Origin of the sequence: Streptomyces flavidovirens DSM 40150, assembly GCF_000429085.1 — a bacterium.
GTDB lineage: Bacteria > Actinomycetota > Actinomycetes > Streptomycetales > Streptomycetaceae > Streptomyces > Streptomyces flavidovirens.
Genome location: NZ_AUBE01000007.1, coordinates 34,884 through 60,510 on the forward strand (window position 1 = coordinate 34,884; position 25,627 = coordinate 60,510).

The 25,627-nt window shown below is 69.5% G+C and carries 25 protein-coding genes and 4 pseudogenes; 7 read left to right on the forward strand and 22 right to left on the reverse strand.

Annotation, left to right across the window (positions count from 1 at the left end):
• Window positions 1-214 precede the first annotated feature (214 nt).
• Window positions 215-1,276, forward strand: a complete 1,062-nt coding sequence (locus tag G412_RS34260; protein WP_244282941.1) for an FAD-dependent oxidoreductase — start codon at window positions 215-217, stop codon at window positions 1,274-1,276.
• A complete protein-coding gene (locus G412_RS40820; RefSeq protein WP_244282943.1) occupies window positions 1,159-1,632 on the forward strand; it encodes a hypothetical protein in 474 nt (157 codons plus the stop codon). Before G412_RS34260 ends, G412_RS40820 begins: the two co-directional genes overlap by 118 nt.
• A gap of 39 nt (window positions 1,633-1,671) precedes the next feature.
• On the opposite strand, the gene G412_RS0113300 is transcribed toward G412_RS40820, so the two are convergent.
• Window positions 1,672-2,634, reverse strand: a complete 963-nt coding sequence (locus tag G412_RS0113300; protein WP_051338323.1) for a sigma-70 family RNA polymerase sigma factor — start codon at window positions 2,632-2,634, stop codon at window positions 1,672-1,674.
• 146 nt (window positions 2,635-2,780) lie between these two features.
• Complete coding sequence (locus G412_RS0113305; protein ID WP_028812528.1) at window positions 2,781-3,350, reverse strand: SRPBCC family protein; 570 nt, start codon at window positions 3,348-3,350, stop codon at window positions 2,781-2,783.
• Between the two features lie 149 nt (window positions 3,351-3,499).
• Here G412_RS0113305 and G412_RS0113310 point away from each other — a divergent pair, with 149 nt between their 5' ends.
• Window positions 3,500-4,171, forward strand: a complete 672-nt coding sequence (locus G412_RS0113310; RefSeq protein ID WP_028812529.1) for a CDP-alcohol phosphatidyltransferase family protein — start codon at window positions 3,500-3,502, stop codon at window positions 4,169-4,171.
• Window positions 4,172-4,185: 14 nt separating this feature from the next.
• On the opposite strand, the gene G412_RS34265 is transcribed toward G412_RS0113310, so the two are convergent.
• On the reverse strand, window positions 4,186-4,497 hold the full coding sequence (locus G412_RS34265; RefSeq protein ID WP_244282945.1) for a DUF427 domain-containing protein: 312 nt from the start codon (window positions 4,495-4,497) through the stop codon (window positions 4,186-4,188).
• Between the two features lie 87 nt (window positions 4,498-4,584).
• Window positions 4,585-5,013, reverse strand: a complete 429-nt coding sequence (locus tag G412_RS0113320; RefSeq protein WP_028812530.1) for a heavy metal-responsive transcriptional regulator — start codon at window positions 5,011-5,013, stop codon at window positions 4,585-4,587.
• 88 nt (window positions 5,014-5,101) lie between these two features.
• Here G412_RS0113320 and G412_RS0113325 point away from each other — a divergent pair, with 88 nt between their 5' ends.
• Window positions 5,102-5,449, forward strand: coding sequence for a hypothetical protein (locus G412_RS0113325; protein WP_028812531.1), 348 nt, complete (start codon window positions 5,102-5,104; stop codon window positions 5,447-5,449).
• A gap of 13 nt (window positions 5,450-5,462) precedes the next feature.
• On the opposite strand, the gene G412_RS0113330 is transcribed toward G412_RS0113325, so the two are convergent.
• A complete protein-coding gene (locus G412_RS0113330; protein ID WP_028812532.1) occupies window positions 5,463-5,870 on the reverse strand; it encodes a MerR family transcriptional regulator in 408 nt (135 codons plus the stop codon).
• A 429-nt stretch (window positions 5,871-6,299) separates the two neighbouring features.
• On the opposite strand from G412_RS0113330, the gene G412_RS0113335 reads away from it, so the two are divergent.
• Window positions 6,300-7,790 (forward strand): SulP family inorganic anion transporter, encoded by a 1,491-nt coding sequence (locus G412_RS0113335; RefSeq protein WP_028812533.1) that lies wholly within the window; start codon window positions 6,300-6,302, stop codon window positions 7,788-7,790.
• 75 nt (window positions 7,791-7,865) lie between these two features.
• Here G412_RS0113335 and G412_RS40140 read toward each other — a convergent pair whose 3' ends face one another.
• The 12 genes and pseudogenes from G412_RS40140 to G412_RS0113385 all read right to left on the reverse strand — a co-directional run bounded on the left by G412_RS40140 (window position 7,866) and on the right by G412_RS0113385 (window position 19,489).
• The gene (locus G412_RS40140; RefSeq protein WP_244283001.1) at window positions 7,866-8,564 is read right to left on the reverse strand and encodes a hypothetical protein; all 699 of its coding nucleotides are present in this window, start codon (window positions 8,562-8,564) and stop codon (window positions 7,866-7,868) included.
• Between the two features lie 278 nt (window positions 8,565-8,842).
• Window positions 8,843-9,214: pseudogene (locus G412_RS41600) on the reverse strand (tyrosine-type recombinase/integrase); the annotation flags it as partial.
• Window positions 9,103-9,735 carry a hypothetical protein gene (locus G412_RS40830; RefSeq protein ID WP_244282949.1) on the reverse strand — a complete coding sequence of 211 codons (633 nt, stop codon included), beginning with the start codon at window positions 9,733-9,735 and terminating at the stop codon, window positions 9,103-9,105. The pseudogene G412_RS41600 and the gene G412_RS40830, both read right to left, overlap by 112 nt.
• A gap of 38 nt (window positions 9,736-9,773) precedes the next feature.
• Complete coding sequence (locus G412_RS41395) at window positions 9,774-9,899, reverse strand: hypothetical protein (protein WP_279626770.1); 126 nt, start codon at window positions 9,897-9,899, stop codon at window positions 9,774-9,776.
• Window positions 9,900-9,976: 77 nt separating this feature from the next.
• Window positions 9,977-10,126 (reverse strand): endonuclease/exonuclease/phosphatase family protein, encoded by a 150-nt coding sequence (locus G412_RS39650; protein ID WP_157839093.1) that lies wholly within the window; start codon window positions 10,124-10,126, stop codon window positions 9,977-9,979.
• Window positions 10,123-10,783, reverse strand: a pseudogene (locus G412_RS34275) (M15 family metallopeptidase). The gene G412_RS39650 and the pseudogene G412_RS34275 overlap by 4 nt, the downstream one beginning before the upstream one ends.
• A gap of 292 nt (window positions 10,784-11,075) precedes the next feature.
• Window positions 11,076-15,410, reverse strand: coding sequence for an AAA family ATPase (locus tag G412_RS0113365; protein WP_028812536.1), 4,335 nt, complete (start codon window positions 15,408-15,410; stop codon window positions 11,076-11,078).
• On the reverse strand, window positions 15,407-16,270 hold the full coding sequence (locus tag G412_RS37150) for an alpha/beta hydrolase (protein ID WP_051338324.1): 864 nt from the start codon (window positions 16,268-16,270) through the stop codon (window positions 15,407-15,409). The genes G412_RS0113365 and G412_RS37150 overlap by 4 nt, the downstream gene beginning before the upstream one ends.
• 52 nt (window positions 16,271-16,322) lie before the next feature.
• Window positions 16,323-16,820, reverse strand: coding sequence for a transposase (locus G412_RS41605; RefSeq protein ID WP_341860585.1), 498 nt, complete (start codon window positions 16,818-16,820; stop codon window positions 16,323-16,325).
• Window positions 16,817-17,326 (reverse strand): annotated as a pseudogene (locus G412_RS41610) (tyrosine-type recombinase/integrase); the annotation flags it as partial. The gene G412_RS41605 and the pseudogene G412_RS41610, both read right to left, overlap by 4 nt.
• Window position 17,327: 1 nt before the next feature.
• Window positions 17,328-18,251: a competence protein CoiA family protein gene (locus tag G412_RS41615; RefSeq protein ID WP_341860588.1), complete on the reverse strand. Its 924-nt coding sequence runs from the start codon at window positions 18,249-18,251 to the stop codon at window positions 17,328-17,330.
• A 107-nt stretch (window positions 18,252-18,358) separates the two neighbouring features.
• Window positions 18,359-19,489, reverse strand: coding sequence for a tyrosine-type recombinase/integrase (locus G412_RS0113385; RefSeq protein ID WP_037648726.1), 1,131 nt, complete (start codon window positions 19,487-19,489; stop codon window positions 18,359-18,361).
• 122 nt (window positions 19,490-19,611) lie between these two features.
• Between G412_RS0113385 and G412_RS38000 the strand changes: the two are divergent.
• Both G412_RS38000 and G412_RS0113395 read left to right on the forward strand, forming a co-directional pair.
• Window positions 19,612-19,776 (forward strand): annotated as a pseudogene (locus G412_RS38000) (pirin family protein); the annotation flags it as partial.
• A 152-nt stretch (window positions 19,777-19,928) separates the two neighbouring features.
• Window positions 19,929-21,077: an alkaline phosphatase PhoX gene (locus tag G412_RS0113395; RefSeq protein ID WP_028812538.1), complete on the forward strand. Its 1,149-nt coding sequence runs from the start codon at window positions 19,929-19,931 to the stop codon at window positions 21,075-21,077.
• Window positions 21,078-21,149: 72 nt separating this feature from the next.
• Here G412_RS0113395 and G412_RS0113400 read toward each other — a convergent pair whose 3' ends face one another.
• The 5 genes from G412_RS0113400 to G412_RS0113420 all read right to left on the reverse strand — a co-directional run bounded on the left by G412_RS0113400 (window position 21,150) and on the right by G412_RS0113420 (window position 25,616).
• A complete protein-coding gene (locus G412_RS0113400; protein ID WP_051338325.1) occupies window positions 21,150-21,533 on the reverse strand; it encodes a Fur family transcriptional regulator in 384 nt (127 codons plus the stop codon).
• A gap of 40 nt (window positions 21,534-21,573) precedes the next feature.
• The gene (locus tag G412_RS0113405) at window positions 21,574-22,842 is read right to left on the reverse strand and encodes an MFS transporter (RefSeq protein ID WP_037648730.1); all 1,269 of its coding nucleotides are present in this window, start codon (window positions 22,840-22,842) and stop codon (window positions 21,574-21,576) included.
• Complete coding sequence (locus G412_RS0113410; protein WP_425274473.1) at window positions 22,839-23,684, reverse strand: Rossmann-like domain-containing protein; 846 nt, start codon at window positions 23,682-23,684, stop codon at window positions 22,839-22,841. Before G412_RS0113410 ends, G412_RS0113405 begins: the two co-directional genes overlap by 4 nt.
• A 56-nt stretch (window positions 23,685-23,740) precedes the next feature.
• On the reverse strand, window positions 23,741-24,520 hold the full coding sequence (locus G412_RS0113415; RefSeq protein ID WP_028812542.1) for a phytanoyl-CoA dioxygenase family protein: 780 nt from the start codon (window positions 24,518-24,520) through the stop codon (window positions 23,741-23,743).
• A gap of 61 nt (window positions 24,521-24,581) precedes the next feature.
• Window positions 24,582-25,616, reverse strand: a complete 1,035-nt coding sequence (locus G412_RS0113420) for a pyridoxal-phosphate dependent enzyme (protein ID WP_028812543.1) — start codon at window positions 25,614-25,616, stop codon at window positions 24,582-24,584.
• Window positions 25,617-25,627 lie beyond the last annotated feature (11 nt).

Here is a 25,627-nt window from a genome sequence, read left to right on the forward strand (position 1 = left end):
CGCCTCCTTCCTCGCGGCACGCTCGAAGGGTGCGAAAGGTGGCCGGGCCGACGTCCCGATCTCGCTCTCGGGGCTCACGATCGTGGCAAGCGGCCGACTCGGGTGGCGATACCACCACCCAGGGCGACGCCGGGACGTGGCGGCACCAGCACCCCCTTCGCCCCGCGGTACGCATATCCGAGATCCCTGGGCACGTCTGATCGAGGAGGCCCTCATGGCGCGGGAACAGGAAGTCGACGTTGTGGTGATCGGGATGGGGGTGGGCGGTGAGCATGTCGCCGAGCGGCTGGCCGAGGAAGGGCTGGACGTGGTCGGGGTGGAGGCGGAGCTGGTCGGCGGCGAATGCCCGTACTGGGCGTGCATCCCCAGCAAGGTGATGATCCGTGCCGGGAACCTCCTGGCCGAGGCCCGGCGGGTGCCGGGCATGGACGGCGAGACCCAGGTCCACGCGGACTTCGCGCCGGTCGCCGCCCGGATCAGGGACGAGGCCACGGACAACTGGGACGACCAGGTCGCCGTCGACCGGTTCACCCGCAAGGGCGGCCACTTCGTGCGCGGCCGTGCCCGCCTGGCCGGCTCCGGCCGCGTGGAGGTCGACGGCCAGTCGTTCGCCGTACGGCGGGGAGTGGTGCTGGCCACCGGCAGCCGCCCGCAGATCCCGCCGGTGCCGGGTCTGGCGGATGTGCCGTACTGGACGAACCGGCAGGCCGTATCCGTCAAGGAGCCGCCCGCCTCGCTGCTGGTGCTCGGCGGCGCCATCGGCGTCGAACTGGCGCAGGGGTTCTCCCGCTTCGGCACCGCTGTGACCGTCGTGGAGGCGATCGAGCGGCTGCTGCCTGCGGAAGAGCCCGAAGCCGGCGAGCTGCTGGCCGAGGTGTTGCAGGGGGAAGGGGTCACCGTACGAGCCGGAGCGCGTGCCACCGGCGTCCGCCACGCGGACGACATGTTCCGGCTGACGCTCGACGGTGGGGAAGAGGTCACCGGGCAGCGCCTGCTGGTGGCCACCGGACGCCGACCCGACCTGAGCGGGCTCGGCCTCGACACCATCGGTCTCGACCCCACGGCCCGCGCGCTGGACGTGGACGGGCAGATGCGGGCCGCCCACGGCGTGTGGGGCGCCGGCGACCTCACCGGACGTCGCCTGTTCACGCACTGGCGATGTACCAGGCCGAGATCGCCGTACGCGACATCCTGGGCCTGCCGGGCCCGGCCGCCGACTGCCGGGCCCTGCCCCGGGTCACCTTCACCGACCCCGAGGTCGGCTCCGTCGGCCTGAGCGAACACGCAGCCCGCGAGCAGGGACTGAGGGCGCGGACCGGCACCGCACGAGTGCCGTCCTCGGCTCGGGGCTGGATCCACAAGGCCAGCAACCACGGCCTGATCAAACTCGTCGAGGACAGTGAGCGCGGCGTCCTCGTCGGCGCCACCTCGGCCGGACCCACGGGCGGCGAAGTCCTCTACGGACTGGCCGTCGCCGTCCACAGCGAAGATCCCCGTCGACCGGCTCCGCCACATGATCTACGCCTACCCCACCTTCCACCGCGGAGTCGAAGACGCCCTCGCCGACCTGCGCCACGACGGCTGACCAGGACCCGTGGAAAGGGGCATCCGCTCGGGTCCTCGTGGTCGTAGCAGCACCCAGGGTGCCTGGCAGAGCCGGGCCCGGGTGGCCTACACGTGATAGCCGCGGGTCCGGTAAGGGACGCCCAGCCGGTCGCCCACCTCGGCAAGGACGTCGGGGCAGAAGTAGTACCACCGCAGGCGCGTGATGCCGCCGTCGGCTGTCTCCGCACGCAGGACGTCCTCGACCGCCTCGGGCCCGCTGCCGTCGGCCGGAGTGGCCCACATCAGCACCAGCGGGTCGCCGTCCACCTTCCTGACCTCGGCACGCCAACGGACCGACGCCTCCAGGACCAGCGTGTGGTGCAGTGAACCGGCGGCGATCTGGTCCCGCCCGACCTCGTGGGCCACGCCGATGACGTCGCTGACCGCGTCCTCGACGAAGAGCTTGGTCAGCCCGTCCAGGTCATAGGCGGTGAACGCTGCAGCGAGCGCATCGAGCGTGTCCCGGTCGGGAGCCGTGCGATGGGCGAGCGCGGTGGCCCGCTCAGGCGCGGCCAGGCGCCCGCGGCCACGGTGCAGTGCGGCCTTGACCGCCCCCTCGGTGGTGCCCAGCATTGCGGCGATCTCCTTCAACGGCAGGTCGAAGACGTCCTTGAGAACGATGGCGGCACGCTCCTGCGGCGCCAGCAGCGTCGTCACCTCCGCGAGCGCGTCCCGCACCTCGACGGGATCGACGGCAGGCGGGGCGGCGCGCTCGGCCGGTTCCACGAGAAGCGGAGCCGGACGGCGGACCTGGTCGAGGTAGGCGTTCGTCGCGATCCTCACCAGCCACGCCACTGGGCGCTCGACCGGCTGGTGGGTCTGCGCAGCCCGGGTGAACGGCCGGGCGAGCGTCTCCTGCGCCAGGTCCTCGGCGTCCCACATGCTGCCGGTCAGGCGCCGGCAGTACCGGAACAGCTCACCCCGCAGCGGTTCCAGCACGGTCAGGAATTCACGGTGCGCGGCCTGTGCGGCCTCCAGCATGGGCTGGGGCAGACCGCCGGCCGACGGCGAGGGATGGGGCTGAGACATCGCTTCACGATTCCTTGCACGGTGACTGGCTGTACACCCTCGTACGACGTGACGGCCCGGCGGCCGGATACGTAGCCGAGACAGTGACCCCGGTCACTTCTCCGCCCCAAGTCAGCCTTACGCCCCGCCGAATGCCAATGCCCGGATCAGGCGGCCTGCGCCCGTCGCTCGGCCTCCTGGCGGATCGCGGCCAGGGACGTGGCGACGGTGGCCTCCCACCGTGGGGCGACCAGGTCGCCCCACCACTGGCCGGCCCGCCACAGGTCCGTGGCGAGTCCGCCCTCGTACACCAGCCGCGTACCCGACCCGTGCTCGGTGAGGACGAACGACTCGGTGACGGTGGGAACCGGCCCGCGCACAAGGCGGAAGTCGATCCGCTCCGGGCGGGTGAACCGCACCGTCTCCGTCGTCTTCGCGGTCAGCCGTCCGCCCGCGACCGGCGTGCGATGGGCGGCGAGCACCATGTCGGTGCCCCGCTCAAGGACCTGGACCTTCTCCCGCATCGCCCGCGTGGCCCGCCCCAGATAGGGCTGGGCGACGACATCGAACACCACCTCGCGCGGCGCGGCGACATCCACGGTTTGCGGTCCCAGCGGCCGGGTGCGCCGGCCGACGCCCACGTCCAGGGGCAGTGCCCCGGTCACCAGCCCCAGATACCCGGCCGCGGCCCCCGCACCCGCCACCGCCGCCGTCGCCAGAGCACCGATCCACACCATCGCGAGACCTCTCCACGTGTCCGTCGCTTTACCCCTCCGACGCTAAGGCCGGCAGCCCCGGCGATCCGTGAGCGCGCTCACCGTCCTCCCCGCAGGTCGGCCCCTAGCCCCTAGCCTGAGCGCCATCACGATCCGGAGGAAGGAGGAGCGTGCAGCCCGTAGCCGAGATGACCGACAGCAGCGCTGCCACGAACGCGCTTCTGAGCGAACTGCGCGAAGGACGCCTCGCCCCGGCAGCCCTCGTACGCTTCCTCGACCAGGCTGCCCGCCGGTCGGTGCACCAGGCCGTGCGCCGCCCGCGGGCCCTGGCCGAGCTCACCGCCCTGCACGCGGGCCTGTACGCGCTGGCCGCCGGCAGGCGGCCCGGACGGCGCTGGGTGACCACCAGCTGGGGACTGTCCGTCCTGCACCTGGGACTCCTGGAGCACCGCACCCGCCTGGCCACCGCGGACGTCCTGACACTGCTGCGCGCCAACCTCCCCGCCCTGCCCGGCGGAGCCGGCCGCGCCTCCGGCGTACTGGCGATCGGGCTCGATCTCGCCGACGGACGCCTGGCTCGCCGCCAGGGCACCGTCACCCCGTTCGGCGACTACGCCGACACCTTCGCCGACGCCGCCTACTGGACGTGGCTCACCTCGCGCCACGAACCCAGTCACACCGTACGAACGGCGGCCATCGCCGCCTGGGCGTTCCCCGTCGTCGCCCTCACCGGCGTCGCCGTGCGGCGCGGCGCGATGCCCGAGCGGCCACGCCCCGCCTGGCTGCGGCCAGCCGCCGCCCTACAGGCCGTCGTCGCCGTCCGGCACCTCACCCGCAGCTGACTGCCCGCCCGTCGTCACTTCCCGCCGTCTGAGGGAAGGTCGAGCTCCGGCGTTCCCTCCACGCACACGCCCTGCCAGAACGCCACATGGTCCTTGATCTTCCGGGCCAGCGGGCTGGGCTTGGGGTAGTACCAGGCGGCGTTCGGATTCGTCCGCCCGTCGACCTCAAGGCTGTAGTAGTGCGCGATTCCCTTCCAGAAACACAGCGACCTGGTCTTGCTCGCCCTGACGTACTGCCAGTCGAGCGACTCGGGAGGGAAATAGTGGTTGCCCTGCCCTCCACGATCACCGTACGCGGGGCCTCCGCGATCACCTTGCCGTTCCACACCGCACGCAGCATGACCCTGCTCCTCACCGTGAACGGGGCGGAAAGCCCCAGGTGGCTTCACGCTAGGCAGGCCCGCCCGGCCGGTTCAGTGAGGACGCCCACCATGGAGCCGACTCGTCGGCCCAGTGAGGATCCGGCATACCTCGGCATCCGTGCAGTCGGCCGGATCCGTCACGGCGGCCCGCTCCGCCAGCCCCCGCAGCATCGCCTTCGTGGCACGGAGCTCGGCCAGACGCCGCTCGATGTCCCGGAGATGCCGGTCGACGAGAGCCGTCACGTGGGCGCAGGGCGAGGCGCCGGCGTCACGCAGAACGAGCACGGAACGGATCTCGGCCAGACTCAGACCCGCGCCCTGGGCGTCACGGATGAACGCCAGCCGCTTCACCGCCTGCTCCGGGTAGTCGCGATAACCGCCCGCAGTGCGGGGCGGGGCGGGCAGCACCCCGGCCTGCTCGTAGAAGCGGAGCGTCTTCGCCGTCACCCCGCTGACGGCGGCGAGGTCACCGATGCGCATATCTCGAGGCTAGCCCTTGACCTTCCAGTGCAGTGGAAGGTCTACCGTCCACACAGCAAGACAACCCAGGCCAGGAAAGGGGGCCGCCATGAACTCCTCCAAGACGCCGCGCGTCACAGTGCTGACCGTGCCCGACTGTCCGAACGCCCCGCTCATCCGTGACCGGATCACCAAGGCTCTCCAAGGCCGGACCGTGCCGGTGGAATGGGTCGAGGTGCATGACGCGGACGAGGCCGTCCGGCACGGCATGACAGGCTCGCCCACCCTCCTGCTGGACGGCACCGACCCGTTCGCCCACGACGGTGTGGCATCACCGAGCCTGTCCTGCCGGCTCTACCGCCACGCCGACGGCACCACCGACGGCGCCCCGGCCGTCGACGACCTGCGCCAGGCCCTGGCAGCCACCAGACCCTCGCGGAGCACCGAGAAGGGGTGAGGTGCCACCTCGCTCACCTCGTGACGTCTTCGTTCCGCTCCACCCGTTCGCGCAGCGTCCGCGCGAACTCCTCGGCCCGTGCGAGCTGGACCCGCAGCTTGGCCACCTGCTCCGCTGCATCCTGCTCGTACCCGCGGACACGCTGCAGCAGGGCCTCTCGCTCGTCCGGAGTCGGCTCCCCACCATCCAGGCGGTCGGTGGCGTCCAGCAGGTCGCGCATCTGGTCCAGGGTGAAGCCGAGCGGCTTCATCCGGCGGATGACCATGAGGCGGTCGACATCCTGCTCGGTGTAGAGGCGGAAGCCGCCCTGGGAGCGGGCGGAGGGGACGACGAGGCCGGTCTCCTCGTAGTGGCGGATGGTGCGCAGGGACAGCTCGGTCCGTGCGGCGACCTCGCCGATCTGCATGTGCTTGCCGTCCACGCCCGTGATCCTTAGCCCTTCTCATCGTCGGCACTTGGGTCCGGGTGGGCGCCGCCGACCTCTACTCTAACGTTAGGGTAGAGTTGCTTTTGGTGAGGGCGGCGGTCCGCCGCCCCGCTGTTGCCGTGTCGGGGCCGATGGTGCCCCCGGCGAAGTTCCGATTCTTGCAGGAGAGAAGCGTGCGCGAGCCCATGACGCCCGGCGCCGCCGCCTGCCCACCGTGACTCTTCGCCTCCGGACGTGAGAGAAGGCCGCGCTGCCACGCGGGCCCCACTCCGTCCTCTTTCGACTTCTGGCGCCGCATCTCGCGGCGCCGCCCGCGGAGCGCCGGCCCGGCCCCTCCGCCTCCTCCCGCACACCCCGGCCTGCCGAACGGGGCGTGCCCGAGCACGACAGGTTCCGTTTCCCTTGTCTTCCGCTGCCACTGCTGTGTCCCCGGCCGCGCGCCTGCGCGGCCTGAAGCCCGACTGGATCGCCGACCCGAAGGTCTGGCGCACCGAGGTCCTCGCCGGCCTGGTCGTCGCCCTCGCGCTGATCCCCGAGGCCATCTCGTTCTCGATCATCGCCGGTGTCGACCCCGCGATCGGCCTCTTCGCCTCCTTCACCATGGCCGTGGTCATCTCGATCGTCGGCGGCCGGCGGGCGATGATCTCCGCCGCCACCGGCGCCATCGCCCTCGTCATCGCCCCGCTCAACCGTGAACACGGCCTCGGGTACCTGATCGCCGCCGTCATCCTGGCCGGCGTCTTCCAGGTCGTCCTGGGCGCGCTGGGGGTCGCGAAGCTGATGCGGTTCATCCCCCGCTCAGTGATGGTCGGTTTCGTCAACGCCCTGGCCATCCTGATCTTCATGGCCCAGGCCCCCGAGATGGCCGACGTGCCCTGGACGGTATATCCGCTGATCATCGGCGGGCTGGCACTGATGGTGTTCTTCCCGAAGATCACGACCGTGATCCCCGCGCCGCTGGTCTCCATCGTGATCCTCACTGTCATCACCGTCGGCGCGGCCATCGCGGTTCCGACCGTCGGCGACAAGGGCGAACTGCCGCCCTCCCTGCCCGTGCCGGGCCTGCCCGACGTGCCGTTCACCCTCGACACCCTGACGACGATCGCCCCGTACGCCTTCGCCATGGCGCTCGTCGGCCTGATGGAGTCGCTGATGACGGCCAAGCTGGTGGACGACATCACCGACACGCACTCGAACAAGACCCGCGAGTCCATCGGCCAGGGCATTGCGAACATCGTCACCGGTTTCTTCGGCGGCATGGGTGGCTGCGCCATGATCGGCCAGACGATGATCAACGTGAAGGTCTCCGGCGCCCGCACCCGCCTGTCCACCTTCCTGGCCGGTGCGTTCCTGATGGTGCTGTGCATCGTCTTCGGCCCCGTGGTCTCCGACATCCCCATGGCCGCCCTGGTCGCCGTCATGATCATGGTGTCGTTCGCGACCTTCGACTGGCACTCCATCGCCCCCAAGACCCTCAAGCGCATGCCCGCCGGCGAGATCGCCGTCATGGTCATCACTGTCGTGGCCGTGGTCGCCACCCACAACCTCGCCATCGGCGTCGTCGTCGGCTCGATCACCGCCATGGTCATCTTCGCCAAGCGGGTCGCCCACCTCGCCGAGGTCACCGCCGTGGTCGACCCCGACGGCAGCACGGTGGTCTACCGGGTCACCGGCGAGCTGTTCTTCGCCTCCTCCAACGACCTTGTCGGCCAGTTCGACTACGCAGGCGACCCGAAGAAGGTCGTCATCGACCTCAGCGCGGCGCACGTCTGGGACGCCTCCTCCGTCGCCGCCCTGGACGCGATCGAGACCAAGTACGCCCAGCGCGGCAAGACCGTGGAGATCACCGGCCTGAACGAGCCGAGTGCCGACCTCCACGGCAAGCTCACCGGGGAACTCGCCGGCAGTCACTGACCGGCCCCCGCTCCACGTGAGAGGACCCCGGCCCACCCGCCGGGTCCTGCGGTATTCACGTCCGTGCGGCAGCCCTCAGCGGTATGCCCAGGGGCTGGTTGGGTCGATGGCGTTGATGTCGATGCGGAAGACGAGACCGTGATGGTCGCTGGCACCCTCCGGGTCGTCGAGCAGACGGTAGTCGGAGACGGCGTCTGCCAGCGGGGCGGACACCCATGCCTGATCGATCCGGTCGTCCGTTCCGGTCGGTGCGAGCAGTGCCGTGTCCTTCCCCTGCGACTTCTCGAACAGGCGCCAAGCGACGCCGACGTATCCGTTCTGGGCGAGTTTGCGCGCGACGCGGCGGTCGGGTTCGGGGGCAGCAGACGGGTCGAAGCCGCCGTCGGGCAGGAGCGTGCGCGAGTCCAGGTTGTACGGTCTCATCTCGGAGAAGTCTGGCAGCGGGTACTTGGACGAGGCCGGCGCGTAGTTGACGTCCCCGCCCAGGACGGCGAACGGCCCGTACTTGTAGCAGCGGGAGGGGGCGTAGTCGGCCTCGATGAGTGCCTGTTCGGCGGACATGGGCGTGAAGTGGACGGGCATGAAGCTCAAGGGCGCTGGCAGGCCGGGAATGTCGAAGCTGGTCACGGCGATTCCGTGCAGGACTTCGAGGCCGAAGTCGGCGTTGTGGCGGACCCACCGGCCCAGCACCTCTCTGCGGTACAGCAGCGCGGTGCCGATGCCGCTTCGGGACGGGGGCAGCGGGGCCGCGTCGAGGTCCAGGTGCGGCCACACGGCACTTCCACCCGTAGACGGGATGGTCCTCGGGAAACCGCACCAGGTCCTGGGTGTAGAAGGCGTCGACGGTGGGGCCGGCGAGCAACGCCTGGAGGACCTCCAACCGGTCCCGCCCCTGGCGACGGTCCGGCCCCGGCACGACGGGGAGGAGGAGCGGCGTACTCATGCCACACCCGACCGCGCGCAAGCGCGGCGTGGAAGGCCGGATCGTGGATGTCGACGTGGGCGTAGATCTCGTCCACGGTCTCCACCGACGCCCACCCGCCGGCGTCCTTGGCGACCACGAGATTCCCGTTCGCCGCGTCCAGCACTACGGTCGCGCAGGAGTGCCGGAACTGGTGGGGCCGAGTCTGGCCCAGCCCGGCACGGACACCTGCCCGCGAGATCATCTTGCGCAGGCCCTCGGCCGCCCACGGCAGACCGCACCCCTGGCCGTGCTGCTGGACCATCAGCATCCCGTGGGCGGCATCGCGCGGGTACTCGGACATCATGTACGCGAAGCACGAGTGGATCATCGCCGGACTGACGCGCTTGATCAGCCCGCCGCGCATAACCCCGCCCTCGAGCCGCCACGGCCATTTGGTCTTCGCCCGCGCCCGGTTGGACAGTCGCTCCCGGTGACAGACATGGCATGGGGACCCCGGCATTGCCCGCACTCGGCGTTCTCCCGCAGATGCAGATCGCTCAAGTGCAGACCGCACAGCTCCCCGGCGCGGAAGCCGCCGTCGCTCAGCCAGTCGACGGCCATGCCGTCGCGAAGCGAAGACACGACGCTCTGGAGCTCGCCGCGAGCGCCGTCGGGCAGCATCTTCGGGTGCCGGCGACACCTCCGGCGGGCGAGCGGATTCGACGCCATGCTGCGGGCCGCATGGCCGAGCAGGGAGCGGGAGCGATCAGCCTTCGTCGGCAGCCGCCGCAGATTCAGCTCCTTGGCCAGCTCCCGATCGAAGCCCAAGCCTGCTTGATGCAGATAGAAGCCCTTCATACACGAGGCTGCACCGGCCAGGGCGCTGTCGCCGTAAGGCTTCTTACCCACGCGCCACGGCGAACCGAACGGAATCGGCACCTCGGCACCGACCGCCCCCATATACCGCTGCAGATCCTGGAACCCCACGCTCTCGAACGACACCCCCTCGCTCTCCAGCCACCGCAGATGATCCACCAGCAAGTAGGCGTACGTACGGTCAGTGCCCGCCCCCGCGTACCTCACCAGGAAGGGTCCGCGGGATCGAGGACACTCCCGCCCGGCTGAACAATCGTGTACGACACCCGGTCGTCGCGGTGACTGATCTCCTGCACCCGCATCTGACCGAGCAGCAACTTGCGTGCCACGTACCCTCCGCGCCGACCAACAGCAACATGGCGAACACCACGACGCCGATCGGCAAACGAGAGCGGGATGTCCGCGGTCACCGCCTCCGCGAACGTCCCGAACACCACAGGGACCGGCCGGAAATCTGCACGGCCAGGATGTCCGGGCGCAACGAGCGCAGGAACTCCATCTGCCCATCCCACCGGCCGAACAGCGTGTTGAAGGTGACGATGCGTACGGTGCTCATGAGGGCTCCTGGATTGACTCATCGCTGGGCGGGGATATGGGGCCGTACAGGGCGGCCGGCTGGTTCGTCATGAGCGCCCAGTACCGGTCCCCGTGGCTCCAGTGCCACCACTCGGTGCTGTAATTGATCAGTCCGGCCGCGGACAGGGCGGCAGTCAGCATGCTTCGGTTCGTACGGGCCTGGCGGCTGATCGAGTCGGCGTCCGTGTAGCAGGCGCCGGCACTCTCCTCCGGGCTCGCGTTCACCCGCGTGCCCATGTTCAACTCGACGCCGTCGGCGTCCACGACGGTGAGATCGACGGCGGCGCCTGCACTGTGCGGCGCGATCTCCGGTGGTGAGACGTACCGGCTGGCAGCCTGGCGGACCTGTTCCCGGCTCCACGCCGGGTTGTCCGCGCAGCTTGTCCGCGTACTGCTCGGAGTATGTGCGTTGCAGGGCGGGTGTCCGGTAGCCCTCGACGAAGAGCAGACGCAGCCCGTCGGGCAGGACCGACTGAGCGTGCAGCAGCCGGTCGAGGACTCCTTGGCGGAGATGGGCGAAGGCGCCGGTCGCGTCGGCTCTGCGATCGTCGACCACCAGCGCTCCGCTGCTACGAACGTCCACGAGGCGCTCCCCGCAGTCTGCGACGGGGACGGCCGCCACGCGCGGATCGGACATCAGGATGATGCTCACCTAGCCCTCCCAATCCCAGGAGCCTAAGTACGCCGTCGTGCCGCTGCGGCAGCGCGCGAACTCGTGCTTGTCCGGGGCAAGCCGGATCCTCTCGATCTGTCGAGCGGTGAGCCGACCCCCGTCGAAAACGTAGCCTGCCGTGGCGTACGGCCACGCGGCCCCGGGCAGACCGAACACCGCCGCCAACAACCTCGGGGGTCCGGACACTGCGAGCCCGGTCTCCTCCTCGCACTGTCGGGCGGCAAGGCGGCGGGCCGATACGGCGCCACTGATTCAGTTACAGGTCTGTGGTCATGGCACAGGAACCTCCTGCGCCTCCGATGAGCAGTGCGAGGCGGCCGTCCTGGAGAAGGACGGTGCTCAGGGCGGCGACATGTCCGGGGGTGTGGATGACTGAGATCAGTCGGCCGTCCTTCAGGTCCCATACCCGGACCGTATTGTCCAGGCTGCCGGCAAGGGCCAGGGCCCGGCCGCTGGGAAGCACGGCCCCCACCACCGTCCGCATCTTGTTGCCGATCAGAGGCGGCAGGGCATGTTGGCCGCTGCTTAGGTCCCACACCTGCACTGTCGTTCCGTCGTCGTCGCATACCAGGGCCAAGGCCCTGCCGTCGGGCAGCACCACCCCCGCCACCGACTGAGGCAAGGAGTGCGAGGGCAGGGCCGGTAGGGCAGGTTTGCCGCTGTCCAGGTCCCACACCTGCACCGTCCTGTAGGCACCGGTGATGGCAAGAGCTCGGCCGTCGGGCAGTACTACCGCAGCCAGCCCTCCCATACCCAGGAGAGGCGGCAGGGCAGGCTTGCCTGTGTGCGGATTCCAGACTTGTACAATGTGGTCACTGAGGGTGAGGACAAAAGCCCGTTCATCAGGCAGGACCACTCCCTCCACCTCGTGCAGCCATCCGGCTGGGTAGAGAGGGGGCAGGACGGGCCGACCGCCGTCCAGATCCCATGCCCGTACAGTCCGGCCACTGCCGACGAGACCCAGAGATCGCCCGTCGGGCAGCACCAGACTCGCCACCGCCCGCACCCCGCCGACACCCTGAGCGGCCATGGGCGGCAGGGTCGACTGGCCGCTTTCGACGTCCAGTACTCGGGCCATGTCATCATCACCGCCGACGAGGGCAAGGGCCCGGCCGTCGGGCAGTACCATCCCGGCTACCGCATACGTCCATTTGCTGTAACCGCCGGCTGGGGACCACTGAGCGAGCTGGCTGTTACTCAGGTCCCATACTCGGACCGTAGTGTCGTGGCCGCCGGTAATAGCCAGACCCCGGCCATCGGGCAACGCCAGCCCGGTCACCGCCCGTACCGCGGGAACGACCGTATCTGCCCGCACCTCGTGACCGGTCAGAGGCGGCAGGGCGGGCTGACCGTTGTCCAGGTCCCACACATGGATCGTCGCATCATCCTGGCATGCAGTGATGGCCAGCGTCCGGCCGTCGGGCAGCACCAAGCCCGTCGCCATACCGACGTCGTCGAGGGGCGGCAGAGCGGGGCAGCCGCTCTGCAGGTCCCACACCAGCACCTTTCCAAGGGAGCTGGCCAAGGCGAGCGCGCGGCCGTCGGGCAAGGTCAGACCTGCCAGCTCGGACACCCATCCGTCAGGGTCTTTCAGCGGGGGTAGGGCGGGCCGACCGCTGTCCAGATTCCAGACCATTACGGTTCCCCTTGTGTCGCCGGCGAAGGCCAGGGGCCGGCCGTCGGGCAATACCAGACCCGCCACCGCCCGTACCGAGTGCAGCGCGCCGGTGAGCGGGGGTAGCAGGGGCTGACCGCTGTCGAGGTCCCACACGTGTACGGCGTGGTCCTCGCTGTCGCCGGCGGCGAGGACCAGCGCCCGGCCGTCGGGCAAGACGACACCTGCCACTGCATGCACTATGAAGAGGCCGGGGGCGGACAGTGGGTGTGAAGCAGGTTGCCCCTCGATCAGGTTCCACACGTGCACCGTTCCGTCACGGCAGCCGACGAGGGCAAGCGCCCGGCCATCGGGCAGCTCCAGGCCCGCCATCTCGGACACCCCTCCGCCATGGCCGGTGAGAGGTGGCAGAGCGGGCTGACCGCTGACCAGGTCCCACACGCGTACGGCGCCGTTGTCGCCGCCGGCGAGAACCAGGACCTGGCCGTCGGGCAACACAACACCTGCCACTGCTCGTATGCCGCCGTGGCAGCCGAGGATTTCCGAGTGGCCCAGTGGCCAGTGGACCCAGGAAGTGGCCCATGAGCTGTCGGTGTCGCCGGGTCGGAGAGGGGCTCCCAGCGTGGCAGCCCAAAGGTTGAGGGTGGTGGCGTTGTCCTGCGGGCGGTCGAAAGTCCACAAGTGGGTGACACGTCGCAGGAGCGCCGCCGTGTGCGGGCTCAGCGCGGCGGCAGGGGTGTTGAGCCGGGTGCGGAGGCGGGCGATGTCGAGATGAGGCAGCAGGCGTGGGGCGAGGACGCGGTCGTTGAGGGTGTGACCGTCACTTGCGTGGTCGGCGAGGTGGCGGCGGATATAGGCCGCGACGGAACGAGGTGGGATGGTGTCCAGGGCCCGACCGGCAAGGTGGGCGAGCGAGTGGGCGATTCGGGACTCGGCGGCGTGGTTCTCCAGCGCTGTGGCGGCGGGCCGGGGCTCGGGGCTGATGTCGTCGAGGGTGTGCCAGTGATCGCGCAGGGTGGTGCGCAGAGCATCGTGGAAGAGGCGGTAGACAGTGGTCTCGTCGTCGATGTCGGTGGTGAGGTAGCCGCTGAGGGGGGAGCCGAGTAGCCGGGCGATGTCGCTGTCGCCGATGGTGAGGTTGGGGTCGTCGGCGACGGCGTCGGCGACGGCGGGCCAGATGCGGTTCCAGGGCAGTCCGTGGCCGCGAGCGAAGGCGAGGGCTCGCAGTAGGTGAAGGGTGCGCAGGCGTTCAAGCGGGTCGCGAAAAACCAGGTGGAGGTCGGAGCGGAAGACGCCGCGGATACCGTCGTCGACCATGCGAAGCCAGTCCGGGTCGTCGGGCGTCACCAGATGGGGCTTGCGGGCCAGGGAGGCGGCGGCGAGGCGAACGAGTAGGAAGGAACGCTGCGCGTGGGCAGCGAGCTTGCGGGCGACGGGCTCGGCTTGGCTGCTGGCCCGGGCGTAAGGGGAGGCGGGGGACTGGGTGAGGATGTGGACGGCGTAGGCGCCGAGGTCATTAGGATCGAACCAGGGTGCTTCATCCACGCGCAGACGCCGGGCCCGGAGCTGTTGTTCGATGAGGTCGGCCAGCGGCAGCGCTTGCCGCGGGGCAGCGGGGTGGTCGGGACCACTGGGTGAGCGCACCCCAAGGATGAGTCGCAGCCGCTCTTGGCCAGAGCCGGCCGACAGGTGGGTCAAGAGGTGGCGGAGCAGGTGGTGGGGGTCGTCTCCCTCATCGACCGCGTCGATGACCACAGTGACCGGTGCCCTGCGACGAGCCAGCCAGTTCTGCCAGGCAGTGGCCCATTGCTGCAGGTGTGGGTCGGTGCTGGAAGGAGGCTGGACGCCGAGGCCACCGCTGATCTGGTGGGCGATTTCCACAGCGGTCTTGCCCGTGGCCAGCACTGCGACGTCAACCGCCCCCAGTGAGGGCTTCAGGCCGTCGGGAATGGCGTCGATGTGCGCTTGGTGGGCGGTACGGAAGGCGGGATCGGCGAGGGTCACCAGGCGGGCGAGCGCGGCCGACTTTCCGGTCCCGGCCCTGCCGGTGACCAGCACCGTGCCGCTTCCGCTCTGGGCTGCCGCCGTCAGGTCGGTCATAAGGCGGGCGCGGCCGGTGAACAGCCAGCCTGGGTCGTCAACCTGGGCTACGCCGCGGGAGCGTGGCTCCCAATGGGCGTCCACATCTGCTTGCGGTAGGGCCAGATCGCTTCGTGCCTCGGCGACCTTCACTCGCGGCTGTGGACGGTAGTGCGGGTTGGGCAGGCACACGTGCGGCCCGCACGACTGGCTGCCGGGCAGCGGGATCAGGCGTTGGTGGTCGCCGAGCTTGTCCTGGACCGCTTCGAGAAATAACGCGACGTCCAGCAGACGGTTGTGGCGGCCGTATCGTTCGCCTTCAGGAGTGGCGAGCTCGGCCAGCACCGCGGTGACGGCGTCCGTGAGCGCTCGTGGAACGGCCCGTTGGTCCTTGGCAGCGCTGGGCAGTACCAGCCAACTCGGTGGGATGTCGTGATCGAAGACGGCGGTCTGTGCGGTGACGTTCCCTGCGTGGCACAGATCCACGATCAGCAGCAGGTGCTCAACGCCAGTATCCTTCAGCCAGCCCACCACATCCGCCGTCCGCAGCGCTGTGCGGTGCCAGAGTCCCGGTTCGGTCTGACGCAACACGATCCAGTGCGCGCCTTCGGCCAACTCGCCATGTCCCGTGATGAAAACCACCGCCGCATCCGCGGAACGCCAGGGCAACTGCTCCAGGGTTTCGCGGATTTGGTGTCGGTCAGGGTTGTCAGCCAGTTCAGGGTGGGCGTGGCTAAAACGGCGGTCGCCGAGTTGGTCGCTGCAAAGCCAGTCTCGCAGCGCCTGCACCTCGTCGTCCACCGGTAACTGGTCCCACTGCGGTGCGTCGTAGTGGCCGGTGGCAATTGCCACGAAGTGCCTGCGCAGGATCTCTGCGTCGACTTCCGGAGCGCTCACCGCGGCTTCGCAGCCAGGTCCGGCAGTGCTCCCAAGACAGCATGTCCGGTGGCCTGCTTTCCCAGATAGGCGGTCACAGCGTGCGCGTCGCGGCCGTTGTCCACCGGTGGGCAGTCGCGGACGCCAGCCCACCAGCGTGCCAGCGGTCCCGCGCACGCCACCGGGTCCCGGGTGTCGTAGACATTCACCCACGCCCGTACCGCCGGAGGAACACCAAAGCCGGTTCCATAAGCCGGGTGGGGCATACGCTCGCGCACTAGGCGCAGTCCCAGCGGCGAACCCAAAGTCACCAGCAGTTCGAGCCGCGCATCGGGGTGGCGACGCAGGTACTCGAACGCGACCACGGAGCCCAGGGAGTGGCCGATCAGAACCTGGCACTGCCGCGTGACAGCGGCGTCGACGGCCGCGTCGACCCGCGACTTGACGACCGGGTTTACCAGATAACGGCGCACCTGGATCAGGTCGCCGAATGCCAGGATGCCTCCGGCGGGGAAGTGCCGGTCTACCGCACGCAGGAATCCCGGCACCCGCGTGCGCGCCTTGTCGGATGCCGTCTGCTCCTCCTCGATGGAGCGTTCGGGCAGTACCTCACGCGCCGCCCTCTCCAGCTCTACGTAATCCTCCTCATCCAGCCTCTCCCACCAAGCCGCGCCCATCGCCGTGCTCTTGCCAGGTATGGACGTGCCGGGCGCGGAAAGGAAGGCATCTCCGTAGAAGGCCAAGTCCAACGGCACCTCGGGCACCGGCTGACCACAGGCCCGCTCCAAACCGTCCCCGAGCGCCGGCCGCCACGCCTGCAATAGCTGCTGACGCCCCAGCTGCTGCTGCCCGACACCGTGTACCCCGACGATCACACCCATGGCCCTTCCTCTTACACTCCGGCGCCTGAGCGACCCAGGCACCCAAATTGTGTTACCTCCTGTTGGTAGCACATCGCTCAGTGTGACCGCATCGAAACGGAAACGCTGTTACCGCGGAGGTATGGCCGCGTGCCCACCAACACGCAGCCGGACCCCTTCCCAGACACCGCCGATGGCCCATCCGCAACCGGGCGGATCGCGTGTTGGTCCAGGCAGTCTTGGAAGGCGGTAGGTGCCGGGACGGGGCTGGCTCACCGGTCGGTGGCAGACCGCGCTCGATGTTCACGGCGATAGCTGTGAACACGTGCTGCAGGTGGGCTTTCACCTGTCCCCGGTAGCGGCGGCGCATGCCGTGTCCATGGGCGAACTCGTTGACGGTGCCCTCCACGCGGTTGCTGAAGTTGGTCGAGAACGGCTCTCCGGATAGCTGGGTTGCTGGCCAGGACGTTGCTCGGGGGCGCGGCGGGAAGGCTCGGAGCAGGGCCGCGACCTCTTCTCCCCGCAGGTTGGTTGCCGTCTGGGCAGCCGGTGCGGGCAGGAGGTCCGTCATCGGAGCGGGCCTCCGAACAGGACGGTGAGGGAGTCGGGGCTGTAGGTCGGCGAGGGCAGGGCCGGTGGCGGGTTGTCGCGCTGTTGCTGCTGCCGAGCGTGGTGGGCAAGACCTCCGCGATGACGTCGTCCCTGGGTGGGGCGGTTGTAGATGTCCAAGGTCGACAGGTGTTTGTGGCCGAGGATGTGCTGGACGTAGGCCGGGGGCATCGCCGGGTCGTCGAGCATCAAGAAGCTCGCGGTGTGCCGCAGGTCGTGAAGGGTCCAGTTGGCGCCCAGGAGTTCGTTCCCGCGGTTGAACATCATGCGGGCCGCGTCGTACTCCAGCGGCCGCCAGGGGCGGCGCAGAGTCCACCACAGCGACTGCTTGCGGCTGCGGGCCCCCCTTCTTCCAGGCTTCTTCCGGTAGAGCCGTAGCCAGACGAACGCGTCGGGGGTGGCGGGAAGTTCCTGGTACTCGCGGCTGCCCTTACGGATCACGCCGATGGTCTGCTGGCCCACGATCGCGTCATTCTGCTTGGAAGTGAGGAGTGCCTCGGCGCGGGCGCCGGTGGCGACCCAGAAGCCAGCAGAGCACGGTCGCGGTGCGAGCGGAGACCCGCGAAGACCTCGGTGTACTTCCCATTGGGGATGCGTCGCGGGATCCGCTTGGGCACCTTGGGCCGGTAGAGGCCCGTGCGCTGCTTCCGGTATTCCTGCTCGGGGTTGTGGTGGGCGTGGCCAGTAGCCAGACGGCCGCGGCGATGCCCTGGCCCATCTCGCTGACCGCCACGGCGAGGAGCGCGCGCCGGTCTGCGAGGTGGCGCACCCCACCACGGATCATCATCGCGAGAGGAGAGACGATTCGTTGCCAGGGCACGTCGTCGACGCGGGCCCAGGGTGCTCGGTCGATCAACGCCGAGGCCCCGTCGCCGGTCACCCATAGCGGGGCGATGTTGTTGTCGCGCGCCTTCGCCGAGCGTCGCCTCACAGCGCTCGCGCTGATGGGTGAGTACTGCGCCTCCCATCCCACCCGCCCGGCCGGCCCGGACACCAGAACATCGGAGATCACCCGTCCGTCAGCGGATCGCGCCTCAACCTGCACGTCCAGGCCGTGCCGGGAGGCGGATCGGGCGATACGCTCCTTCATCGCTTTGTGCTTGTCGCTCTCCTCCGGAGTGGCCACATGCGTCAGCGGCAGGTGCGCTGCGACCAGGACAACCTGGCCGCCACGCCGCTGCCGACGTATGAACATCCACGGGGTCTTGTCCGCCAAGGCACACTGGCACTGGCCGCCCCGCTGGTCGGTGAGGCACTGCAGCAAAGTGCGGTCACGCTGCCCGACGGGCCGAATGATCTCTTCCAGCAACCCCGGCCGGTTGGGGTGACCGAGATCCTCGTAGGTCAAGTTCATCTCAATGCCGTACTTCGTATGGAACACCCCATTGGCCATGCAATCGACGGTAAGCACTCGTCAGGAATGTCGAAAGAGCGCAGGGTCAACCAATTTGCCACCAGCGCGCGTGGCCGGCTCGGTCGTCGTGCCTGGGTAACTGGTGATCAAGTGACGAGACCGAGGTCGAGGATCTTGGCGGCCTTTCCGATGGAGCCTGGCATGAGGTGCCGGTAGATCCTGAAGGTGATGTCGAGGCTTCTGTGGCCCATCCACTCGGCGACGTCGGTGATCGGGATTCCGTGGGTGAGGCAGTTCGACGCGAAGAAGTGGCGAAAACTGTAGAGCACCATTCCTTCAGGGGTGTCGGCTTGGCCGGCCTTCTTGGTGATCTTCTGCCATTGATTGCCCAAGTAGTAGTAAGGGAAGGCTCTGGTGGAGTCCCTTGGGTGTCGTAGGAGGTAGCCGTCCGTGGTGCCGTGCTTGTCTGCGTACCACTCGATGGTCTCTTTCACTCGTGGCGGCAGTGGGACGTCTCGGTAGTCGCCGACCTTGCGGTGCTTCAACCTCCCGTACTGGCCGGTGGTCTGGTTGACTTGTTCGGTGATGCGGTAGACGTCGCCGGCGACGATGTTGTTGAGGTTGACGGCGGCGGCTTCTCCGCTGCGCATGCCGCAGCCGCTCATCAGGTCGGCGAATAGCAGGAACGTGTCGTCGCCGGCCGTGCGTATCTGCCGTAGCTGGGCGACGGAGGGGATGACCGCGCGTTTCGGGTCGTACTGGGGTGGCTTGACGCCCTCCAGGGGGTTGTCGTCGTAGATGCCCAGCCGGTGGGCGTCCAGGAGGATCGCCTTCAGCTTGTCGAAGGCGTTCGACTGCGTGGCCAGACCAGCGCCGTTGCGCTCCATCGTGCGGATGAAGCCGTCCACGACCTTGTGGTCGAAGGTGCTCATCCGGCGGCTTTCCAGAGCAGGGAGCAGGTGATGCTCCAGCAGCGAGTCCAGGTGCCGCACGGACGCTGGAGCTAGGTCACGCTGGCCGGCCCTCCACTCGGCCGCGTACTCCCCGAACGGCATCGCCCCGTACTTCGCCACCCGCTCGGCCTTAGCCCGACCACGCGGAGTCGCCTTCTTCGCGTTGTAGACATCCGCCAACCGCTGGATTGCCTCGTCCTGGGTGGCGAACCCCGACTCCTCCGCCTGCTTCCCGGCCGCGTCCCGGTACCGGACCTTGTACAGGTGCGGGCACTTCGACCACCTGGACCGCGGATGCTCGCAGTCCTTGAAGAACGTGCCCATACCGCGGGCCAAAGACCTACTCACCATGTGTCGGCGACTCCTCGGGGACCGATGCTGACGGTTTGCTGACCGCCAGCGGTCCACGACGTACCTGACCTGCACTAACGCGCTGAGGATGCAGTATGTGGTGGAACTTCGTGGGCCGCTCGCACGAGGAAATCGAGCAGGCCAGGAAGGACTGGATGGAAGGCACCCGCTTCGGCGAGGTCCACGGCTACGCCGGCAGCCGGCTGCCCGCTCCCGAACTCCCGCCGGTGGTGCTGAAACCGCGGGGGCGGGTGCGCTGACCTACGGTGATGCGTCTGATCTTCGCTAACCGCTTTGACGGAAACAGTTCATGTGCCGGTGCCTTATCCGCTCCGCGCGGGCCCCCTAATCTGCCGGTTGACCAGTCGGCGGCGCTCAACCACCACCGTTCGTCCTCGACGAAGGAGTAGTTATGGAACGCCGTAGTCTTCTTCGTGCCGCCGCCCTCGGCGTCGGCACGGCAGCCTTCTCCGGTTCCCTCTGGCGGCAGGCCGCCGCCTACCCCGCCCTCCCCGGCACCAGCCCGTACGGTGCCCTCCAGGCGGCCGATGCCAACGGGATCATGCTCCCGTCCGGCTTCACCAGCCGGGTCGTCGCCCGCTCCACCAAGACCGTGTCCGGGACCGGCTACACCTGGCACAAGGCCCCCGACGGCGGAGCCTGCTTCGCCGACGGCACGGGATGGATCTACGTCTCCAACGCCGAGGTCGGCAGTGCCGGCGGCGGTGCGAGCGCGGTGAAGTTCAACAGCGGCGGCACCGTCACCGGCGCGTACAGCATCCTGTCCGGCACCAACCGCAACTGCGCGGGCGGCGCCACCCCGTGGAACACCTGGCTCTCGTGCGAGGAGGTCGACACGGGTTACGTCTACGAAACCGACCCCTGGGGTGTGAACCCGGCCGTCCGCCGCGCCGCGATGGGCCGCTTCAACCACGAGGCCGCCGCCGCCGACCCCGTACGCGAAGTCATCTACCTGACCGAGGACAAGAGCGACGGGTGCTTCTACCGGTTCGTGCCCACCACCTGGGGCGACCTCTCCAGCGGCACCCTCCAGGTGCTCAAGGAGGTCTCCGGCGTCCTGTCCTGGGCCAACGTCCCCGACCCCGACGGCTCGCCCACCCCCACCCGCGACCAGGTCGCCGGCGCCAAGATATTCAACGGCGGCGAGGGGTGCCACTACCGTGCCGACATCTGCTACTTCACCACCAAGGGCGACAACCGCGTCTGGGCCTACAACGCCTCCGCCAACACCCTCTCCGTCGTGTACGACGACAACGTCTCCGGCGCCCCGCTGACCGGCGTGGACAACGTCACGGCCGCCGCTGTCGGCGACCTGTACGTGGCCGAGGACGGCGGCAACATGGAGATCTGCATCATCACGCCGGGCGACGTCGTCGCCCCGTTCCTGCGCATCACCGGCCAGTCCTCCTCCGAGATCTGCGGCCCGGCCTTCAACCCCGCCGGCAACCGCCTGTACTTCTCCTCCCAGCGCGGCACGTCCGGCTCCAGCAGCGGCGGCATCACCTACGAGGTGACCGGCCCTTTCCGTACCTCCCTGTGAGGGTGGTGGCCGGCCGGTGAACGCGTCGGTCCCCAAGAACCGAGCGGGATCTTGGGGACCGACCGTGCGCGCCTAGCCGACGGTGGAGCGGCAGCGGGCGCACACACCCGTGAGCTCCAGGGTGTGCTCGACTTCGGCGAACCCGGTCGTCCGGGTCACGCCGGCGATCCAGTGCTCGACCATGTCGGTGTCCAGCGGCTGGCCACGGCGACAGCAGCGGCAGATCAGGTAGTGACGGTGCCCGACGGCCGGCCGGTGCCGGTAGAGCCGTTCCCCCACCTCGTCGCGTACGACGTCGGCGGCGCCGGCCCGCTCCAGACCCTGCAAGGCGCGGTACACGGTGGTGAGCCCGACCCGGACGCCCGCCTCGGCCATCGACGCGTGGAGCTGCTGGGCTGACACGAAGTCGGCGCGTTCGGCGAGCGCCTGGACGACAGCGGCACGCTGACGTGTCATACGCTCGCCCCCTTTCGCCACTCCCGTCACAACCGAGCCCTCACTCCTCCGTTGCGGGGGTGGAGCGCGCGGCCACTCGGGCGAAGACCAGGGCCACGAGGGTCAGCCCGCCCAGCGCCGCGGCCGTGCCCGGGTACCCGCCGAGCGCGAGACCGACGCCGCCGAGGCCCGCGCCCACGAACACGCCGAAACTCATCCCGGCGGCGTTGAGGCTCAGCGCCGTGCCGCGCAGCGGGCCGCAGCGTCGTACCAGCAGCGTGGTGACGCACGCGGCCACCGTCGCGTGACCGGCGCCGATGAGCGCGGTCAGCGGCAGGGCGAGGAACAGCGAGTGGGCGAAGAACACGCCCACCAGGGCCGACAAAGCCACCAGCAGGCCCAGCGTCATCAGCCGCTCACTGGACACCTTCGGCCGCTCGGCGCTCAGCAGTCGCCCGGCGACAAGATTGCCGAGGAAGAACGAAGTGCCGCTCAGCGTCCAGACGATGGCGAAGGGTCCGGGGGCGAGGCCGAAGCGCTCGTCGTAGAAGGCCGCCAGGTAGGCGAGATACCCCATGAAGGCCGCTGTCCGCAGCATGGCGACGAAGAGCAGTGGCACAACTCCGGGGAGGGCGCCCAGCAGCTTGAACGAGGCGAGATAGCCGGGGCGCGCCGTCTTCTCCGTACCCCCTTCGGCTTTGTCTTCCGGGAGCTCGGCACGGCGGCCTCGGAGGACGAAGAGCACGGCGAGTACTGCCGCGACAGCGGCGATCGCCCACAAGTCGCCCTGCCAGCCCCACAGTACGGCCGGCAGCGCCACCAGAGGGGCGGCCAGGAGAGCCGTGAGTGACTGCGTGGCGGTGATGAGGGTCGCCGCCCGGCCGGCGGCGGCGTCGTTGTCGAAGCGGTCGGCGGCCGCTGCCGTGAGCGCCGGGTTGAGTACGGCCGTACCCGCACCGACGAGCAGGCAGAACGCCGCCAGCAGCAGGAACTCGCCGGTGGCGCCGAGCGCAGCGGACAGGGCCAGCACGGCGAGACCGCCCGCGGCCGCCCAGTCCTTGCGCACCCGGTCGATCAGCGGAGCCAGAGCCGTACCCACGGCCAGGGCGGCCAGGCCGCCGAGGCCGCGTAGCTGGCCCATGGCCGCGACGCCGCTGTCCGACGCGTCGGCGATGGGGACGAGGAAGGTGCTGAAGATGGTGAAGGGCACCAGCCCCACTGCGGAGGCGAGCATGAACGGCCACAAGGTGCGGGTCATCCGCAGATCACTGGGGACTGCTTCGGTGCTCGCTGCCGCGTTCACCGCCGGGTTCTTCGTCTCGCTGCTCATGCGCCTGCCGTCCGGTACCGGTACAGCGCGGTCTCGTCGGCGCTGAACTGCGAGAAGGGGAACGGCTCGGCGGAGAGCGCGGTGACACCGGAGCCCAGGAAGGCGCGGGCGACGGCGCTGCCCGTCTGCGCGTACACGACGAGCGGCAGCTCGTGCTTGCGGCAGTGGTCGACGATGACGTCGAAGCTGCCGTTGCTGAGCGTCATGCCCGTGGCGACCACCGCGTCGGCCTCGGCGAGCACCTGGGCCATGTCGTCGGTGACGGGGTCGCCCCACTGGGTGGCGCGCAGGTTGAAGTCGCAGGGCAGGGGTACGCCGCCCTGCTCGCGTATCGCCGCGACGAGCGGGTTGACGACGCCTATCAGCGCGACCTTGGCGCCGGCGGGGATGTCGAGCAGTCCGGCGACGGCCGCGTCACGGGCCTGGGCGCGGGTCTCGGGCGTGCCGGTCGGCAGCGTGACGGACTCGGCGGCGGGGGAGTTGCGGTGCGGCTGGACGCGGCCCAGGTAGGCGTCGAGGGCGGCGATGCGTACGGGCGCCGCCTCGTGCCGGATGAGGTGGTCGAGGGTGTGGCCGGAGGCCTCCGCGCAGAAGTCGGGGGCGAGCTCGCCGGCTTCGAACGAGCAGGCGCCGAAGGCGTCGCCGGACCGCAGCAGGAGGTAGCTGTTGCGGTAGGTGACCTGGCTGCCGGCCAGCCGGGTGGTGTGGTGGAGCCAGAACGCGCTGGTGACGGTCAGCTCCTGGGGCGGCGGTCCGTAGGCACCGTCGAGGACGGCCTGCTGGAGATCGGGCACGGAGTGCGGCTGGAGAGGAGACATGAGGGGTGCTTTCTTCTGAGTCATGGCTGGTGAGCATGGCTTCTGGGCCATGGGTGGATACGGGGTGGACAGGGGGTGGATCAGGGCAGGTCGGCCAGGAGCCCGGACCGGTACGGCAGTCGCGCAAGCGTCGGACGCCCGGCGGGCTGGAAGCACAGCAGCAGGGAGCGGCGGTCCCGGTCGGTCGTGTTGGGCCCTGAGCGGTGCACGATCAGGCCGGGGAACATCAGGACGGAGCCGGCCGGGGCCTCGATGGTCACCGCGCCGCTGACATCGGTCCGCGCGGCGTCGACCAGCAGCCCGGTCGGCTCGGCCCGGTCACGCGGCGCGGGCCCCGCCAGGTGGCTTCCCGGAACGAGCGTCAAGGCACCGTTGCCGGCCGTCACATCGTCGAGGCAGATCATCGCGGTGGCGATGTCCTGGGCGTCCGGGCCCGCGCAGCAGTACCAGTACGGGTAGTCCTGGTGCCATTGGTACGCGGAACCGACGCCCGCCCGCTTGAAGTTGAGCTTCGACGTGAACGGCCCCAGCCGGTCGGCGTCCAGCAGCCGGCGCATGGGCCCGGTGAGCCGTTCGTCGGCCCACAGGGCGTCCAGCGCGGGCTCCAGGTGCGTGACCGGCGCGAGGCTGCGCACCGCGGGCGGGCGGGCGTCCGGCTCCCAGTGGACGGTCGTGCCGTCCACCGTTTCCAGCCGGTGCCCGTCCGGCCACACGGTGACCTCGGTCCTGCCCTCCAGGGCGTGCCCGGTCACCCGCGCGAGAGCGGACTCCGCGGCCTCGCTCAGAACCGCCGTCTCGGCTGGGGTGAACAGCCGCGGAAGCAGTACGTAACCGCGGGTGCGCTCGTCGTCGAAGGACACGGCACGGCACCTTTCGGGTGAGGACGGGGACAGGGGAACAGAGGGACAGGGACGCAGAGGCTCAGACCGCGCCGGGGACCAGCAGCGGTTCGCCGCGCAGCAGTGCGCTGTCGCTGGGCGGCCAGTCCATCGTCGACCAGGGGTGCCGCAACTCGTGCTGCTCCGTGACCTCGTGGGGCCGCATGGCGCCGAGGCCGATGGCCTGCGGGTGGTTGGCGTAGGCGCTGTCGACGTAACGGTGACCGGTGTCGGCGGCGAGGAAGACGTACGTCCTGGAGTCGTCGCGCTCCCGCTCCCAGAGCGTGGCCAGGTACGCCGCGCCGGCCGACAGTCCGGCGAAGATGCCGCTGGCGCGCAGGAGTTGGACGGCGCCGGACATGGCGTAGTCGAAGTTGACCCAGTGGATGCGGTCGTACAGCTCGTGGCGGACGTTCTGGAACGGGATGGAGCTGCCGATCCCCGCGATGATCATGTCCGGGTCCAGGACGTGCTCGGCGCCGAAGGTGACGCTGCCGAACGGCTGGACGCCGACGAGCGTCACATCACGGCCCGCCTCCCGCAGATACGTGGCGATGGCGCCGGTCGACGCCCCGGTGCCGACTCCGCCCACCAGGGCCAGCGGCCCTTCCGGGACCTCCTTGCCGATCAGGTCCGCGACGTCCCGGTAACCGAGGTAGTGAATGGAATCGTGGTACTGGCGCATCCAGTGGTAGCCGGGGTTCTCCCGCAGCAGTTCGCCGATCCGCTCCACACGCAGGTTCTGGTCCAGGCGCAGGTTCTTGGAGGGGCGCACCTGTTCCAGCGTCGCGCCGAGGATCTCCAACTGGACGCGGAGCGTGCGGTCCACCGTCGTCGAGCCGACGATGTGGCACTTCAGTCCGTAGCGGTGGCAGGCGAGGGCCAGTGCGTGGGCGTAGATGCCGCTGGAGCTGTCGATGAGCGTGTCACCGGGTTTCACCTGGCCGGTGTCCAGCAGGTGGCGTACGGCACCAAGGGCCGAGTAGAGCTTCATCGTCTCGAAGCGCAGACAGACCGCGCCGGGCGGAACGCTCACCACGTCGGGTTCCTTGACCGCTTCCGCTATGTGCTCGTGCATGTCTTTTTTCC

Excerpts from the sequence above, each read along its gene's own strand:
- G412_RS0113320 (WP_028812530.1), bottom strand. The coding sequence starts at position 5,013 with ATGCGCATCGGTGACCTCGCCGCCGTCAGCGGGGTGACGGCGAAGACG.
- G412_RS37150 (WP_051338324.1), bottom strand. The coding sequence starts at position 16,270 with ATGGGTGTGATCGTCGGGGTACACGGTGTCGGGCAGCAGCAGCTGGGG.
- G412_RS0113395 (WP_028812538.1), top strand. The coding sequence starts at position 19,929 with ATGGAACGCCGTAGTCTTCTTCGTGCCGCCGCCCTCGGCGTCGGCACG.
- G412_RS0113400 (WP_051338325.1), bottom strand. The coding sequence starts at position 21,533 with ATGACACGTCAGCGTGCCGCTGTCGTCCAGGCGCTCGCCGAACGCGCC.
- G412_RS0113325 (WP_028812531.1), top strand. The coding sequence starts at position 5,102 with ATGAACTCCTCCAAGACGCCGCGCGTCACAGTGCTGACCGTGCCCGAC.
- G412_RS34260 (WP_244282941.1), top strand. The coding sequence starts at position 215 with ATGGCGCGGGAACAGGAAGTCGACGTTGTGGTGATCGGGATGGGGGTG.
- G412_RS41605 (WP_341860585.1), bottom strand. The coding sequence starts at position 16,820 with ATGACGGACCTCCTGCCCGCACCGGCTGCCCAGACGGCAACCAACCTG.
- G412_RS40820 (WP_244282943.1), top strand. The coding sequence starts at position 1,159 with ATGTACCAGGCCGAGATCGCCGTACGCGACATCCTGGGCCTGCCGGGC.
- G412_RS0113385 (WP_037648726.1), bottom strand. The coding sequence starts at position 19,489 with ATGGGCACGTTCTTCAAGGACTGCGAGCATCCGCGGTCCAGGTGGTCG.
- G412_RS0113305 (WP_028812528.1), bottom strand. The coding sequence starts at position 3,350 with ATGGTGTGGATCGGTGCTCTGGCGACGGCGGCGGTGGCGGGTGCGGGG.
- G412_RS0113410 (WP_425274473.1), bottom strand. The coding sequence starts at position 23,684 with ATGACTCAGAAGAAAGCACCCCTCATGTCTCCTCTCCAGCCGCACTCC.
- G412_RS41615 (WP_341860588.1), bottom strand. The coding sequence starts at position 18,251 with ATGGCCAATGGGGTGTTCCATACGAAGTACGGCATTGAGATGAACTTG.
- G412_RS39650 (WP_157839093.1), bottom strand. The coding sequence starts at position 10,126 with ATGAGCACCGTACGCATCGTCACCTTCAACACGCTGTTCGGCCGGTGG.
- G412_RS0113420 (WP_028812543.1), bottom strand. The coding sequence starts at position 25,616 with ATGCACGAGCACATAGCGGAAGCGGTCAAGGAACCCGACGTGGTGAGC.
- G412_RS0113405 (WP_037648730.1), bottom strand. The coding sequence starts at position 22,842 with ATGAGCAGCGAGACGAAGAACCCGGCGGTGAACGCGGCAGCGAGCACC.
- G412_RS0113300 (WP_051338323.1), bottom strand. The coding sequence starts at position 2,634 with ATGTCTCAGCCCCATCCCTCGCCGTCGGCCGGCGGTCTGCCCCAGCCC.